Genomic DNA, 14,988 nt, shown 5'->3' with positions numbered 1-14,988 from the left:
GTGTTGATTTGCTAATAAATCTAAATTTTATTTCTCTCGCAGATTTAGCCGATAATGCAGATTTTGAATACAATGAAAGATTTGCGCAGATTTTTACGATAGAAATAAAAAATCTATTAAATCTGCCAAATCTGCGAGAAACAAAAAATCATACCCAGTAAAAATTTACCGCAAAGAGTAGCTAGAGAGCAAAGCTTTTTTCTTTTTACTGATCTTAAGAAATTTTCACTCGAAGATTGCAAGAATTGTATTATCGTAACGAAATTAGTTGTGGAAATTTCCTCTTCACCAAAAATTATTTATTCCAAAATCACTTTTACCCAAACCAATCGATGATCTGAGCTTGATTCTCGCTTTTCAACTAATTCTGACATTGGCTCTCCTTTTGCAGGCCAAAAAACACCGCTGCCCACAACCTTAAAACCAAGTCTGGATGGCAACACGTAATCAGCACGCATTCTCCAAAAAGCAGTATGATTGATTCCAAAAGGATTCTGCGGACTAAATTCAGCACCACCTTTACTAGCAGGTATAAAATCGCTATTAATTTTCGGACTTTCTATTAAAGACTTTATGCCTTCTCTTATAGCATCTCCTTCAACTGGCGAAGCATTTTGATCTCCCATTATAACAAATTGAGAATTCGGAACTAAACCACCTTTCCCGCCTTTATCATCATAAATATACGAAGCTGAATTCTCTGAAATATAATCTTTCCAGAATCGAATCTCGTCATGATTTCTTTTCCCATTGCGATCTTCAGCACCATCAAAAGTTGGAGGAGTTGGATGACTGACTAAGACATGAACTATTTTATTCCCAATTTGCACTGGAACATCCCAATGTGATTTTGAAGATAAAGGAAATTCCTTCCACGCTTTCTTGTTATACCAATCTGATCCATCTGCTTTTTTAGTAATCAATGCTCCTGGCATATCTTTCCATTTAAAATGCTGAAAAGTACGAATGGCATTAGCATCAATCGGATATTTAGACAAAAGCATCATTCCATATTGCCCAGGATACACACCAAATGCCCATGCATCATTTCCAAAACCATCCAACTTTCCGTCATTATTCAAATCATAGGAACTTGGCTGGCCTGTGTTCACTGTTGAATAATAATAGTAAGGATAATCTATAGCTGTCGCTCCACCTTGGCTTATATTCAAATAATTTTTAACAAATGCCTTTACACCAAGTTCAGGATCTTTAATGTAATCAAATTCGTTTAGCAGAATAATATCTGGCCTAACAGTTTGAATAATATGGGCTATATTTTTGATTTGAGCATTGTTTCCTGAATTAAGCTGATTAATTAACATCTGTTCTGATTTCCCCATTGCTCCTTTTGGAGAATAATTATCAGACTCCATACTTACATTGTAGGTCGCAAATGTAAGTTCATTTTTTTCTTGCGAATCAGACTGTGAAAAAAGTACTCCGGAAGAAAGCACGGAAAGGATAAAAAATATTTTCTTCATATAAAATAAAATCTGCATTGCTGCATTGTTGAACATACGAATATAAGAAGCTGATCGTGACACACGACAAGTCTGTCTGTTAAATATACAACAAAAAAAAGCTGCCGCATAATAGCGGCAGCTCAAAAAATACAATTAAGCATCTACATATCTGCTAATTATACGACATAATAAAAAATCAAAATGATTTTTATTTAATTCAGTGACTATTATTTTTATGCAGGAATCTGCTGACTTAAACAATGTAAAGTTCCGAATCCCCAGATAAAATCAATACAACTAATTCCGATTACTTCACGATCTGGGAAACATTCTGCTAAGATATTTAAAGCTACACGATCGTTGCTATCATTGAATGTTGGCACTAAAACGCAATTATTCAAAATCAAGAAGTTTGCATAACTTGCTGGCAAACGCAACTCTTCAAAATCTACACGTTTTGGCATTGGTAACGCTACAATCACTGGAGATTTTCCGTTTTCTAATTTTGCGTTTTGCAAACGTTTCAAATTGTCTTGCAAAGGCTTGTAATTCGAATCGTTTTTATCTGTCTCGACAATCGTTACGATGGTATCTTCATTTACAAATCGGCATAAATCGTCGATGTGTCCGTGAGTATCATCACCTTCTATTCCGTCTCCTAACCAAATTACATTGGTAACGCCAAGATATTCTTTAAAAACTGCTTCGTAATCTTCCTTAGTAAAACCAGGGTTTCTAACTTGAATTGTTGGATGCATTAAACATTCTTCAGAAGTCAATAAAGTTCCTTTTCCGTTTACATCAATTGCTCCCCCTTCTACAATTACTGGTTTTCCTTTATACATTACTTGAGTTAAAGGAACATCAATAAAATCGGCTACTTTACCAGGAACAAACTTATCTAATTGATAGTTTTTATATTTTGCCCAACCGTTGAAGTTGAAATTCAAAGCTTCTCTTTTAGAACCATTTTTTACAATAATTGGCCCTGAGTCACGCATCCAGCTTCTGTTGGTTTTATGAATAATATAAGAAACGTTTTTAAGATTTACTCGAGCTCTTTCGAGCATATCCGCTACTTTTTCTTTTAGCTTTTCATCAGCAACTACCAAAAAAACAGTTTCAAAAGTCGCTACTTTTTTAATAAACTCTACAAAAGCCCATTGAACAGCTTCATATTTTCCTGGCCAATCGTTACCATTATGCGGAAAACACAATACAATTCCTTGTTGTTTTTCCCATTCTGCTGGAAATCTTCTATTATTTGTTGACATAAATACGTTCTAATTTAGAAAGTGCAAAGATAAGCATTCGTTAGGATTTTAAAACAAATGAGTAAAAATCCTATACAATTTCACAAAAAATATCTTGCAAAAATTAAGTTAAAGATTAAATAATACATCCTTAATATTTAACAGAGGACTCAGAACTACTTTTGCGAAAACTAAAAACTAACACATGAAAAAATTATCTATCTCATTATTAGCTGCTCTTTCTATATTGGCAAGCTGTAACAATGATGAAAATTCTAACGGCACTCCTGAAGTTGTTGTAAATGAAAACCCTGGAACTTTTAAAGAAATTGGTTCTATTACAATTGGTGGAGAAGCTGCAGCCGAAATTTCTGCTTACTGCGAAAAAACAAAAAGACTTTTTACCGTAAACAACAGTGGTGTAAACCAAATTGATGTTATTGATATTGCAGACCCAACAAAACCGCTTAAAATAGGACAAATCAACTTAACCACATATGAAGGTGCGGCAAACAGTGTATCTGTTTTTGACGGAAAATTGGCTGTTGCTTTAGAATCTACGGCAAACAAACAAGCAAATGGTAAAGTGGTTGTCTTTAATACTTCAGACTACAGCTTAATCAAACAAGTTGCTGTTGGAGCTTTGCCTGATATGATTACATTTTCTCCAGACGGAAAATATATCATGACTGCTAATGAAGGTGAACCAAATACAGATTATTCGCAAGATCCAAATGGAACTATTTCTATCATCGAAACTAGTTCTTATAATGTAACAACTTTAGATTTCGCTTCATTTGCTGGTCAGGCCGAAGCCTTGAAAAAAAACGGATTCAGAGTTTCAAAATTTGCGAAAAGTTTCGCTCAAGATATCGAACCAGAATACATTACTATATCTGACGATTCTAAAACGGCTTGGGTTACTTTACAAGAAAATAATGGTGTTGCAAAAGTTGATTTGACATCTAAATCTATTACTGCCATTTATCCTTTAGGATTAAAAGATTACAATACTGCTGAAAACGCAATTGATGTAAGCGATAGCGACAATAAAGTTGCTTTTAACCCTTGGAAGGTAAAAGGTCTTTATATGCCAGATGCTATTAGTCATTTTACAGTAAACAATACGCCATATTTTGTTACTGCTAACGAGGGTGACGCAAGAGAATATACAGCCTATACTGATGTGAAACGCATGAAAAGCATGACGCTCGACGCAACGGTTTTTCCTGATGCAGCTACATTAAAACTAGATGCTAATTTAGGAAGACTGAATCTTGTTGCTGATATGGGAGATACTGATGGAGATGGAGATTTGGACGAAATGGTAAGTTTTGGCGGAAGATCATTCTCGATTTGGAACGGAAATACTGGAAAAATCGTTTTTGACAGCAAAAATGATGTTGATAAAAAGACTAACGAACTAGGAACTTATGACGATAAAAGAAGTGACGATAAAGGTTCTGAACCAGAAGCGGTAGTTGCTGCTAAAATGGGAACCCAAAATATTTTATTTGTTGGTTTAGAAAGATCTGATGCTTTTATGATTTATGATGCTACAAATCCGACTGCTCCTCAATATCTACAGACTGTAAAAACAGGAGATGCTCCAGAAGGAATTTTGTTTATTCCAGCTTCAAAAAGCCCAACAAAAAGAAGCTTGTTGGTAGTAAGCAGCGAAGGAGATGGATCTGTTAAAATTTATCAGCCAGATTTGAAATAATTATACTTTTTTAAGGATAGCAAAAGGACAAAATGTGAATTTTGTCCTTTTTTTTATACTCCCTATTATACTTATTTTAACGGATTTACATAATTAAAAGCCAAAAGATGGGAATTATGTAAGAGCATATACAACACATTCTAGAATTCGACCTCTAATTTTGTTCATGAGTTTAAAATAAAAACAATTTAATTTTTGATATCATGAAAAAGAAATTAGTATCAGTATCACTTTTATTACTATCATTTGCTGCAGGCGCTCAAAATATGGCTACCACATCTACCAAACCTAGCGTGGATCAAGAATACAACAAATGGTCGATCGAACTTAATGGCGGTGTTAACAAACCAACCAGAACAATGACTCCAGGCTACACTACAGAATCTGTTAACTTTTTTCACGGAGATTTAGGTGTACGATATATGTTTAGTCCAAAGTTTGGGGTGAAATTAGATGTTGGTTACGACCAATTTAAAGAAAAAAAAGACACACCAGATTTTGAAAGCCGCTATGTTAGAGCAAGTTTACAAGGAGTTATAAACGTTGGGCGTGCTTTAAATTTTGAAACTTGGACAAACACAATTGGTCTTTTGGCACATGGTGGTTTTGGAGTTTCACAAATTAGCACTGAAACAGGATTTGGAGGACAAGATTACATGGCACACGGAATTGCCGGTTTGACTGGACAAATCAGATTAAGTGACCGAGTAGCTTTAACGGGAGACCTTACTGGAATTGTAAACGGAAGACAAAACTGGAACTTTGACGGAATGGGCAACACAACAACTGGCTCTTTTGATGGCGTTTTATTAAATGCTTCTGTTGGTTTAACTTTTTACCTAGGAAAAAATCAGAAACATGCTGACTGGGTTGGTGAAGAAGATAGAATTAGCGAATTGGAACAAAGAGTGGACTTAATCGAAACTGGTCTTTTGGACACAGACAAAGATGGAGTTGCTGATTTATACGATTTAGAACCAAATTCTATTGCAGGAGTTGCCGTTAACACAAAAGGTCAATCTATTGATACTAACCAAAATGGTGTTCCAGACGAGCTAGAAAGCTATTTAGATAAAACATACGAAAAGAAAGGTGCAGGAACTGCTACAAACAATACTGTTGAAGAATTAATCAATGGCGGTTATGTAAACGTTTATTTCGATTTCAATTCGTCTAAACCAACAAACGCTTCTTTATCAGGTGTGGATTTCTTAGTGAAATATTTGAAAAACAATCCTGGAAAATCAGCTGATATTATTGGATATGCAGACGAAATTGGAAACACAAACTACAATGTTGAGCTGTCTAGAAAAAGAGCTGAGGCTGTTAAAAAAGTGGCTGTAAATGCAGGAATTGATGCATCAAGATTGAATGTAATTGCTAATGGAGAAGATACTTCTGTTAACAAAAATTCTAAAGAGGCACGTCAGATCGTGAGAAGAGTTACTTTCCAAGTGAAGTAATCTAGATATAAAGCTAAAAACAAAAGAAGGAATTGTTTCAATACGAAACAGTTCCTTTTTTATTTTAATATAAAGTACAAAAGAGCTTCTGAGAAGCAAGATATTTACAAAAAAAAAAATCACATATGCAGTAGCTCCAGCGGAGCAAAATATTTATAGAATTTCAATAATACAAATAAAAAAGCTCCAGCGGAGCGACATATAAATGGTGAATATGTCGCTCCGCTGGAGCTTTCTATTATACATGTGGATATATTATCTATAAATATTTCGCTCCGCTGGAGCGCTAAAAAAAGAGCTGTCTTTTACAAACAGCTCTTTCAATATTTATTTATAAATAATTCTAATTATTTATCAATTGCTCTTTTTGTTATATCTCCAAAAGCATCAATTCTTCTATCTCTGAAGAATGGCCAATTTTGACGAACATTTTCTTGTAAATCCAAATCAACCTCAGCAATTAAGATTTCTTCTTTATCATGAGAAGCTTGAGCTAAAATTTCTCCTTGTGGTCCAGCGATGAAAGAAGCTCCCCAGAACTGAATTCCTTCTGTTCCATCGATATATTTCTCTAAACCAATTCGGTTAGCCGCTGCTACGAAAACACCATTTGCTACTGCATGACCTTTCATAACGTTCATCCAAGCGCCATATTGATTTTCTCCATATTGTTCTTTTTCTTTAGGATGCCATCCAATTGCTGTTGGATAAAATAAAACCTCAGCACCTTTAAGAGCCGTGATACGAGCTGCTTCTGGATACCATTGATCCCAACAAATTAAAGTTCCAACAGTTCCTTTTTTAGTTTCGATTGCTTGGAAACCTAAATCACCTGGTGTAAAGTAGAATTTCTCATAGAAATGTGGATCGTCTGGAATATGCATTTTACGGTATAAACCAGCCTCAGTTCCATCAGTATCAATAATATAAGCACTATTATGGTAAATTCCAGCCATTCTTTTCTCGAAGAAAGGAACAATAATTACTACTCCTAATTCTTTTGCCAATTCGCTGAATGCAATAAATGAAGTGCTGTAAAGTGGTTCTGCTAATGCAAAATTATCTACATCTTCACTCTGACAAAAATAATGACTGCTATATAATTCAGGAAGTAAGATTACTTCTGCACCTTGACTTGCAGCATCTCTTACCCAACTGATACATTTTTTAAGATTATTTTCGGCAACATCATTCAGGTTTAACTGAATAACCGATATTTTATACTTTCTTTTCGCCATGACATAAAATTTAGAGTGCAAAAGTAGTAAATTTTAGAGGAATGGCAAAGTTAATAAATAGCCTCTCCAATAATTCATCTTTACTTAACCGCAAAGTTCATAAAAGAAAAAATACTTAAGATTAAACAATAAATTACCAAATCTGTTTTATAGAAAAACCATCTTACATCAGCTTAAAATTAAACCTCTGTAAAATGGCTTTCAACCTAAAAAAATTCAACTAAGCTTGGTGTTATTCAATTACTACTTTTTGAATAAGAAATTCTGTTTCTGATTTTTTGAATTTGATTTCGAAAGTTCCTTTTTCCGCAGACTTAAATTTGTAAACCGTCTTTTTTGGTTCTGGAACTTGTTGTGTGCAAACTTCTGACGGATATTTTGCAATTACTTGCAACCCTTTTACAGACCCAATTGTCACTTCTGATATTTTATCAAATTCAGCACAAGCATTATCTACTACATAAGTCACATCATAACTTAATTCTTCATTTACTTTTCCTGTTGCTGGCCCTTTAATTTCTGTTGCTAAAGCTGCTTTTGTTGTAGGAGCTGGTGTTTTGTTGTCGTCATCGTTACTGCATGAAACAAATGCAATTGATAAAAATAATACTACTAAAGCTGATTTTAATCTAAAACTTTTCATATAAAATAATAATTAATTGTTAATTACTATGAAGATGCGGTAAGGTTGCAATGGTTGCTTAAAGAAAAATGTTAAAAATTTTATTAAAACAATAAACAACTATAAATCAACATTTTATTCGTTTAAAAAAAAAGTTCATTTTTATTGATATTTCATATAAAAAACAAAACTTTCTAGCTTAGCCCCGATAGAAACGGTATCCTTTTAGGGCAGTCCCGATAGCTATCGGGCGCCCTAAAAGATAAAGTGGATAGCGGGACTGGACTTGAGCTGAAAACATTATTTCTGCTGCAAAAAAAAACACCAGCCTTTCGACTGGTGTTTCTATTGTTATTTAAAAGCAATTGTTACATTTTAGCTTCTTTCTTCTTGAATATTTTTTTGAAAAGACTAATGAGCACTAAAACTATAAATCCTAAAACTAATCCAATTACAAATTCTTTAATAATGGAAGGAAGATGAATTTGAGGCACATAATGATGGAAAAATGGAATATAGTGAACGAATATTCCACCAGCAACCAATAACAATGCAATAGTTCCAATTACGGTTAAACCTTTGATAACCAAAGGAAGCGCTTTAACTAATAAATTTCCAATAAGGTTTGCTGGGCTATTTTCGCTTTTACTATGTTTGATAAGCTTATACCCTGCCTCATCCATTCTTACGATAAGTGCCACGATTCCGTATACTCCAATTGTTGCAACTACTGCAATTATTGAAGTAACAATGATCTGCTGTGTTAGCGGCTCTTCCATAACTGTTCCTAGTGCTATGATGACAATTTCGACAGATAAAATAAAATCAGTAATGATCGCAGATTTTATTTTTCCTTTTTCCATTTCCAAAATCTGTTCTTCAGTAAAAACTTCATTTGTTATTCCTTCAGATTCTTCGTGTTTATGAGGAAAAAAATATTCATAAATTTTTTCGGCACCTTCATAAGCAAGGAACAATCCGCCCAAAACTAAAATTACAATGATTGCAACTGGCAAAAATGCACTTAACAAAAATGCGATTGGAAGAATAATGATTTTGTTCAATAACGAACCTTTACTGATTGCCCACAAAACTGGCAACTCTCTAGATGACGCAAATCCCGAAGCTTTTTCGGCATTTACTGCTAAATCGTCGCCCAAGATTCCGGCTGTTTTTTTTGCAGCAACTTTACTCATTACTGCAACATCATCCATAATTGCTGCGATATCATCTAATAGTGCGAAAAAACCTGAACCCATTTTTTTAAATTTATTTTTAGTGATGCGAATCTAGACAATTTGACTTAATCTGCCCAATAAAATCCTATCAAAATTTGTGTTTTTTATTCGTAATTTTCTGTAATGCCGCGTCTAATTGCATTGTCCTAACAGAACCCACAAAATGATGAAAACGATAATTGTTCCGAAGCATCCTCCTCCTAATTTTTTGGCGCCATATCCTGCCAATAATCCTCTAAATATATTATTCATGATTTGTAATTTTTAAATTAATAATTTGCTGATTTTTATTAATTTAAAATTGATTCTTTTTTAAAAATATCTTGTTATATGAATTACACAAAAAGTTTCAGAATTTTAAACAAAAAAAGCACCAGTCAAACTGATGCTTTTTAAGATTAACAAAATGAAAAAAAATTAATTAGCTGTCTGGTTTCTAAAAACCAACTTGCCATCGAAAGCATCTAATAAAATGATGCTGTCTGTTGTGATATTTCCTGCCAAAATTTCTTTTGACAATTGATTTAAAACTTCTCTCTGCACGACACGTTTTACTGGTCTTGCTCCAAACTGAGGATCATACCCTTTTTCTGACAAGTAAGCAATTGCTTCTGGAGTTGCATCCATTGTAATACCTTGTTGTGCCAGCATTTTTGTAACGCCTTTTAATTGTAAGCTTACAATTCTTGATATATTATCTACTGTAAGCGGTGTAAACATTACAATTTCATCGATACGGTTAATGAACTCTGGACGTACTGTTTGTTTCAATAATCCTAAGACTTCATTTTTAGCCGCTTCTGTTGCCGCTTCAACTCCGCCTTTTAGATTTTCAAATTTTTCCTGAATAATCTGGCTTCCCATATTAGAAGTCATGATGATGATCGTATTTCTGAAATCAGCTAGACGCCCCTTGTTGTCTGTTAAACGTCCTTCATCAAGAACCTGCAATAAAATATTGAACGTATCTGGATGCGCTTTTTCGATCTCATCTAAAAGCACAACAGAATAGGGTTTTCTACGAACGGCTTCTGTCAACTGACCACCTTCATCGTACCCTACGTATCCTGGAGGCGCACCCACTAAACGGCTCACGCTGTGGCGTTCTTGGTACTCACTCATGTCGATACGCGTCATGGCATTTTCATCATCAAAAAGATATTCTGCCAACGCTTTTGCTAACTCAGTTTTACCAACTCCAGTTGTTCCTAAAAATAAGAACGATCCAACAGGTTTTTTCATATCCTGTAAACCAGCACGGCTTCTACGAACCGCATCACTCACCGCTTCTATCGCTTCTTCTTGACCTACTACACGTTTGTGCAATTCGTCTTCTAAATGCAATAATTTTTCTCTTTCTGTTTGAAGCATTTTGGTAACTGGAATTCCAGTCCATTTCGCTACCACCTCTGCAATATCTTCTCTGGTAACTTCTTCTTTAATTAAAGAATTTCCAGATTGAAACTCTTGCAATTGTTTTTGTAAAGATTCTTGACGTTCTTGAGCTTCTTTTATTTTTCCGTAACGAATTTCGGCTACTTTTCCGTAATCGCCTTCACGTTCTGCACGTTCTGCTTCGTATTTAAAGTCTTCAATTTCATGTTTTACGGCTTGAATTCCGTCCACAATATCTTTTTCAGATTTCCATTTCGCGAAGATTTCGTTTCGCTCTTCTTTCAGATTGGCCAGTTCCATACCTAAAATTTTAAGCTTACTTTCTTCTTTCTCACGTTTAATGGCTTCAATCTCAATTTCCAACTGCATTATTTTACGATCCAAAACGTCTAATTCCTCAGGTTTTGAATTGATTTCCATACGTAATTTAGAAGCAGCTTCATCCATCAAGTCAATCGCTTTATCTGGTAAAAAACGATTGGTAATGTATCTTTGCGAAAGTTCAACCGCCGCAATAATCGCTTCGTCTTTAATCTGAACTTTATGGTGCGTTTCGTATTTTTCTTTGATTCCACGAAGAATTGAAATCGCACTTTCTGTATCTGGCTCGTCAATTAGCACTTTTTGGAAACGTCTTTCTAGCGCTTTGTCTTTTTCAAAATATTTTTGATATTCATCTAAAGTCGTAGCACCAATTGCTCTCAACTCTCCACGTGCTAAGGCTGGTTTTAAGATGTTCGCAGCGTCCATTGCTCCTTCACCTCCACCAGCTCCTACCAGCGTATGAATTTCATCAATAAACAAAACGATATCACCTTCAGCAGCTGTAACTTCCTTTACAACCGATTTTAAACGCTCTTCGAATTCTCCTTTGTATTTCGCTCCAGCGATCAAAGCTCCCATGTCTAATGAGAAAACGATCTTTTCTTTTAAATTTTCTGGAACGTCTCCGTCCACAATTCTATGCGCTAAACCTTCTGCAATTGCCGTTTTACCTACTCCAGGTTCTCCAATAAGCATTGGGTTGTTTTTGGTTCTACGAGTTAAGATTTGCAATACGCGGCGAATTTCTTCATCACGACCGATAACTGGATCCAGTTTTCCTGTACGCGCTAATTCGTTTAAGTTTTTAGCATATTTATTCAACGAATTATACGTTTCTTCAGCTGAAGCCGAAGTCACTCTTTCACCTTTACGTAATTCTTCTATCGCCGCTTTCAACCCTTTTCCAGTTACTCCCTGATCTTTTAAAATCTGAGAAACTCGGCTTTTCGAATCAAAAATGGCTAAAATTAAATGCTCGATCGAAACGTATTCATCGTTCATTTTTTGAGCAATAATTTCAGCTTCATTCAAAGCTTTATTAGCATCTCTCGAAAGCATGATTTCACCTCCGGAAACTTTTGGAAAACTCTGAATTGTACTGTCTAAAATTTGTAAAAACAAGGGCACATTTACGTTTAATTTTTTCAAAATAAATGGCGCCACGTTTTCATCAACTTCAAAAATAGCTTTGAAAATGTGTTCATTTTCGATTTGCTGTTGCCCATTTCGTTGCGCTATTTGTTGCGACAGCTGAATGGCTTCCTGCGATTTAATGGTAAACTTGTTTATATTCATATTTTTTTCGATTTGATTGATTTAATGTTTGAATTTATAAGATTAAAGTTACGATTTATTGAGGTAAATTTTTAACTCAAAATAATTTAACTTTGCATTGAAATAGACAAATTATATTCCATAGTACAAAAACAGACAAAATGTCTTTAAAAATTAGTTTTTTGCTATTTTTAAACGACAAAAAGTCATAAATATCGCCAAATATGAGTTTTTTTAATTCAATCTTCGGAAGTTCAGAGAACTCAGAAGCACAAAAAAGTAAAGTTAACTGGACAGAATTAACAGATATGCTTCAATTAATGGAAATCGAAGCGATTTCTAACGAAAAACCAGTTGTAATATTTAAACACAGCACAAGATGCAGCATTAGCCGAATGGCTTTAAAACAATTTGAAAGAGAATATGATCTTGCAGAAGTTGTTGATGCTTATTTTTTAGACTTAATTGCACACAGGGACATTTCAAACGAAATTGCAAGCAAATTTGGAGTGTATCACGAGTCGCCTCAATTGATTTTAATCAAAAACGGAAAAGCAGTTTATAATGTTTCACACAGTGATATTGATGCTGAAGCACTAAAGAGCAAAGTATAGTTCTTTGTAAAATGTAAAATGTGAGAAGTAATCTGTACTTAAACATCTTACTTCTCACATTTTATATTTTATATTTTATATTTTACAAATATTAAAAATTTCCTTCAGAACCTCCTCCGCTAAAACCTCCACCGCCAAATTCCATTGGAGAAGCTTGCGGTTTTACTTCTGGCTTCATTCCGAAAGCCGAAGCCACAACCAACGCCTCTGCATTCAAAAGTGTTTCTGAATGATTGATTCGATCTGGCTTAAAAGTTAAACCGCCCTCTTTTTCTTTTAACTTTTTAATTGAAAAGAAAGTAATTCCAAATAAAACTACTCCACCAAGTGTTAGCGCTACTTCTATTGGCAAAACGGAATGATAAAATCGGATGGTATAAATTGAAAATGCAATAGCCCAAAAGCCGATCCAAAGCATTACTCTATCTTTTGTTTTTATAGCCTGAACCAAATAAACAACTGGAATTATAAAAGTGAAGGCGTAAAAGAAAAAAGCAAATGGAATATCTGTTTTTGGTTTCACTTCTACTTCTAAAAGCGCTACAGAAAGCTCTCTCACTACCAAATAATTACAAGAAAGGTAAAATAGAATCAAACAAAAGCTATTTGCTAAAAGCAGTCCATTATAATAGTAATTTTCTTTTAAATTATTGATTAGCCTTTTCGTTAAGAAATACAGAACTCCAGCAAAAATCATTGCTACAAAAGGCAAGATAGCTTTTCCGATATCGCCAAATTCAAACATTCCATAAAACAAAAAAGCAGTTATCGCCAGACAGAAAACTAGCATTGATAATACATGCAAATATCTTAAAAACAGGAATATTGAAGCAATTGAAACAAAAAGTGCAATAAGCATTTCATAGCCTTCTGTTGTAATTCCGATCGCAAATCCAACATTTAAAAGCGCTCCTAAAATAAAAGCATCATCTAGTCCATGGTTATGGTAATTTTGGGTGGCTAATAATTCTGCCCCTATAAAACCAATAATTGCAAAAAGATAGCAGCAGATTTGAAAATAAGTATGTTCTGACTGCAATCCGAAAATTGAAATTGCACCACAAATAGAGCCAAATAACATAGAGCCAAGTAAAAAGAATCCAATTCTAACCAAAATATTTTTTTGGCTTTTTAAAATTGGTAATTCTTTTTCAATAAACTTTCTTTGATCTTTACTAATAAAACCTCCTTTATACAAAGTAGCAGCTTCGTCAATCAACATTTCATTGTCTAACATTTTTTTATCGTACGCTATCATTCTGAAATTACTTTATGGAATTTTTTAATTAGTTTAATAAAAATCACAATTGAGCCAATAAAATAAGCTGGCAATAGGAAGAAAAACAATTCCCAAATATCAGAGAAATCAACGTGTTCAAAAATTCTAAACAAAAGTATATTGGCTCCGATATAACCGTAAACAATCATAAACACATACAGCGACATAGCTTTATAATCATAGCTTGCTTTATAAAAATAGTAAGTTGAACCTGCTAGAATCAAAGCAAACAATATCCAAGTAATTGTGTCATGGCTCACCATATTTGCTATAGAAGCAATACTTGCAATATGCAATCCAAACGTTAGAAAAATCAATCCGAAATGTATTTTTAGAGAAATCCTACGACTATATATTACCCATAAAACCAACAATGCACTAAGAACAACGGCCGAATAACTCAGATTCTGACTCGCATAAAAATCATTATTTCTCAACAAATCTTGAGGTGTTACAGAAAGTCCGATATAAGCTGCCAAACCAGTAATTGCAATTGTCAAAACACTTCTGTTGTCAAAATAATAGGCACAAAAGAAACTCACAATTGTTGGCACCAAAGTCGCTAATCCGTAGTGTTCTCCAAATGGCTTGTATTGAAATTGCAAATATCCAATAAAAATGCAAGTCAGAATATTTCCTGCTAAAACCAAATATTCTAAAACAGGATGCTCAAAAGTAGTTTCTTCTTTTTGAAAGCCTTTAGAGTACTTAAAGCAATAGAAAAAGCAAACTGCAATGACAACCAACAGCAATGACAATATTGCAATATGCCCAATTGAATCTATATTTTCATAAATTAAAATTCCTATTCCAGAAGTAAATAATAATACTGAGAGATACAGAAAAAGCTTTAATTCTGCGTTTAGCGAAAATACATTTAAACTTCGATACGCTTTAACTTCATCCAACTGATTTTCAGTAATTAATCCTTTCTCAAACAAACTGAGACTAGATTGTTCGTTAAATTTTTTCATTTTTCTTATAAACTGGTAAATCAAATATATGTATTTAGCATGAATTTTCTCCTTTTTATAATTAAAACCTTCTAAACCTCTTCAAAAGCATCTAAATCATTCTTTTAAAAAATTAGTGTAAAAA

The 14,988-nt window shown here is 33.9% G+C and carries 11 protein-coding genes; 3 read left to right on the top strand and 8 right to left on the bottom strand.

The window, feature by feature from the left end:
* Window positions 1–299: 299 nt before the first annotated feature.
* Both ABTV69_RS14340 and ABTV69_RS14335 read right to left on the bottom strand, forming a co-directional pair.
* Window positions 300–1,484, bottom strand: a complete 1,185-nt coding sequence (locus ABTV69_RS14340) for an endonuclease/exonuclease/phosphatase family protein (RefSeq protein WP_433829863.1) — start codon at window positions 1,482–1,484, stop codon at window positions 300–302.
* A gap of 215 nt (window positions 1,485–1,699) precedes the next feature.
* Entirely contained in the window at window positions 1,700–2,740 is a 1,041-nt protein-coding gene (locus ABTV69_RS14335) for an agmatine deiminase family protein (protein WP_433829861.1), read from the bottom strand.
* 184 nt (window positions 2,741–2,924) lie between these two features.
* On the opposite strand from ABTV69_RS14335, the gene ABTV69_RS14330 reads away from it, so the two are divergent.
* Window positions 2,925–4,442: a choice-of-anchor I family protein gene (locus ABTV69_RS14330; protein WP_433829859.1), complete on the top strand. Its 1,518-nt coding sequence runs from the start codon at window positions 2,925–2,927 to the stop codon at window positions 4,440–4,442.
* Between the two features lie 203 nt (window positions 4,443–4,645).
* A complete protein-coding gene (locus ABTV69_RS14325; RefSeq protein WP_433829857.1) occupies window positions 4,646–5,905 on the top strand; it encodes an OmpA family protein in 1,260 nt (419 codons plus the stop codon).
* 347 nt (window positions 5,906–6,252) lie between these two features.
* Here ABTV69_RS14325 and ABTV69_RS14320 read toward each other — a convergent pair whose 3' ends face one another.
* From ABTV69_RS14320 to clpB, 4 genes are all read right to left on the bottom strand, one after another.
* On the bottom strand, window positions 6,253–7,143 hold the full coding sequence (locus ABTV69_RS14320) for a carbon-nitrogen hydrolase (protein ID WP_433829855.1): 891 nt from the start codon (window positions 7,141–7,143) through the stop codon (window positions 6,253–6,255).
* A 232-nt stretch (window positions 7,144–7,375) separates the two neighbouring features.
* Complete coding sequence (locus ABTV69_RS14315) at window positions 7,376–7,786, bottom strand: hypothetical protein (RefSeq protein WP_433829853.1); 411 nt, start codon at window positions 7,784–7,786, stop codon at window positions 7,376–7,378.
* A 347-nt stretch (window positions 7,787–8,133) separates the two neighbouring features.
* Window positions 8,134–9,024: a DUF808 domain-containing protein gene (locus tag ABTV69_RS14310; protein ID WP_433829851.1), complete on the bottom strand. Its 891-nt coding sequence runs from the start codon at window positions 9,022–9,024 to the stop codon at window positions 8,134–8,136.
* Between the two features lie 396 nt (window positions 9,025–9,420).
* A complete protein-coding gene (gene clpB / locus ABTV69_RS14305) occupies window positions 9,421–12,018 on the bottom strand; it encodes an ATP-dependent chaperone ClpB (protein ID WP_433829849.1) in 2,598 nt (865 codons plus the stop codon).
* 203 nt (window positions 12,019–12,221) lie between these two features.
* Here clpB and ytxJ point away from each other — a divergent pair, with 203 nt between their 5' ends.
* Window positions 12,222–12,611 (top strand): bacillithiol system redox-active protein YtxJ, encoded by a 390-nt coding sequence (ytxJ, locus tag ABTV69_RS14300; protein WP_433829847.1) that lies wholly within the window; start codon window positions 12,222–12,224, stop codon window positions 12,609–12,611.
* Between the two features lie 91 nt (window positions 12,612–12,702).
* On the opposite strand, the gene ABTV69_RS14295 is transcribed toward ytxJ, so the two are convergent.
* Together ABTV69_RS14295 and ABTV69_RS14290 are read right to left on the bottom strand one after the other, a co-directional pair.
* A complete protein-coding gene (locus tag ABTV69_RS14295) occupies window positions 12,703–13,869 on the bottom strand; it encodes a hypothetical protein (RefSeq protein ID WP_433829845.1) in 1,167 nt (388 codons plus the stop codon).
* Window positions 13,866–14,864: a DUF2157 domain-containing protein gene (locus tag ABTV69_RS14290; protein WP_433829843.1), complete on the bottom strand. Its 999-nt coding sequence runs from the start codon at window positions 14,862–14,864 to the stop codon at window positions 13,866–13,868. Before ABTV69_RS14290 ends, ABTV69_RS14295 begins: the two co-directional genes overlap by 4 nt.
* Between the last annotated feature and the right edge of the window lie 124 nt (window positions 14,865–14,988).

The sequence above is a fragment of the Flavobacterium anhuiense genome (genome assembly GCF_050990855.1).
Classification (GTDB): domain Bacteria; phylum Bacteroidota; class Bacteroidia; order Flavobacteriales; family Flavobacteriaceae; genus Flavobacterium; species Flavobacterium anhuiense_C.
The sequence above is the reverse complement of the archived record's forward strand: the minus strand, read 5'-3'. Positions and strand labels throughout refer to the sequence as shown.